The 1,215-nt window shown below is 64.9% G+C and carries 3 protein-coding genes; 1 reads left to right on the top strand and 2 read right to left on the bottom strand.

From position 1 onward, the window contains the following. The coding region (locus H3V53_RS43080; protein ID WP_336603024.1) for an SET domain-containing protein at positions 1-306 on the bottom strand (306 nt) is incomplete at its 3' end. Between the two features lie 268 nt (positions 307-574). Between H3V53_RS43080 and H3V53_RS43075 the strand changes: the two genes are divergently transcribed. Further along, entirely contained in the window at positions 575-853 is a 279-nt protein-coding gene (locus H3V53_RS43075; protein WP_336603023.1) for an HU family DNA-binding protein, read from the top strand. A 127-nt stretch (positions 854-980) separates the two neighbouring features. Here H3V53_RS43075 and H3V53_RS43070 read toward each other — a convergent pair. After that, on the bottom strand, positions 981-1,215 hold a 235-nt coding region (locus H3V53_RS43070; RefSeq protein ID WP_336603022.1), incomplete at its 5' end, for a DUF1488 family protein.

Below are 1,215 nucleotides of genomic sequence, written 5' to 3'. Positions count from 1 at the left end.
TGCGAAGAGCGCGTGAATGAACACACGATCGCCCACCTCGATGGCCTCGCAGTTGGGTTCGCAAGCGTGATTGAGGAACCGCGCGCTGTTGCCACCCCGGCTGCCGTCAATGACCCGACCGTCCGAGAGGCCAAAAACAAACGTGTGCCCGGCATCCGATCGCTGACGCGCGGCCGCACGTCGCCAACTGGTCACTTCTCCCTTGTATTCAATGAGGCGCTCGCCCGACTTGAGAGGCTGGAGGGCAAACAGCCCTCTGCCGTGCACGGGCGACTGTCGCGCCGAAATGCGTCGTGCTCGGCGCATGGTGTCGTTTCCTCTGGTAGGCGCCCGGGCCAGAAGGGCACCGGTGCAGCGGGATCATACAGTGACACCGGCGATGCACGTCAAGGTAACGTGCAACTAACTGTCGGGTGCATATCAATCCCGAACCGGCTCCGCCAGAACCCCGGCGAGCAGAGAAGGGGGCGTCACTCGGACCGGCGATTCGCTCCCGCGCGTCGCCGAAGTCGCTCCATCTGCGCTAAGGTGTGTGCTCCGTCCCGTCCCTCGGGCGTCTCTGAAAGGAAATTGAATGAACAGGCAGGAGCTCATCGACGCAGTCGCTGCCAGCACGGGCGAAAGCAAAGCCCGCACAGGCGTGGCGATTGACGCCATTCTCGAGGCGGTCACATCCGCCCTCACGCGTGGCGAGACGGTACAACTGATCGGCTTCGGATCGTTCGCAACGGGTGCCCGTTCAGAACGAGCCGGACGCAATCCCTCGACGGGTGAGACGATCACCATCCCGGCGGCCAAGACCGTCAAGTTTACGGCCGGCAAATCGTTCAAGGACGCCGTCAACGCCGCGTAGTGTGACGCCGCGCGCGGCAGCGGAGGAAAGCACGAAGGGCGCGGCCTCCTGCGCGACGCGATGCGCGGGGTACTGACGATTCTGTGGCTGTGAGTGTCGACGGGGTAGCGGATTGCACCTGCCGGCTTCAGGGCCGTGCGAAGTCCTCCGGCGTCAGTTCGAGCGTCGCGGCTGGATGGGCCAGCAGCCTGCGTTCGGCGATGGCGCGGATGCGCCGGTAGCCGTCGCCGAATGTTTTCAGCATCCGCGCCTCGGTGGCCCGTGGCTCGAGCCAGAACCAGGCCTCGAGCGCAGCGGTCGTGACGACGCATTCGACAGGACGTCCCTGGTGCACAAGGGTGAACGCTACACCGCGGCGATTT

Origin of the sequence: Paraburkholderia bengalensis (genome assembly GCF_037126505.1) — a bacterium.
GTDB lineage: Bacteria > Pseudomonadota > Gammaproteobacteria > Burkholderiales > Burkholderiaceae > Paraburkholderia > Paraburkholderia bengalensis.
The sequence above is the reverse complement of the archived record's forward strand: the minus strand, read 5'-3'. Positions and strand labels throughout refer to the sequence as shown.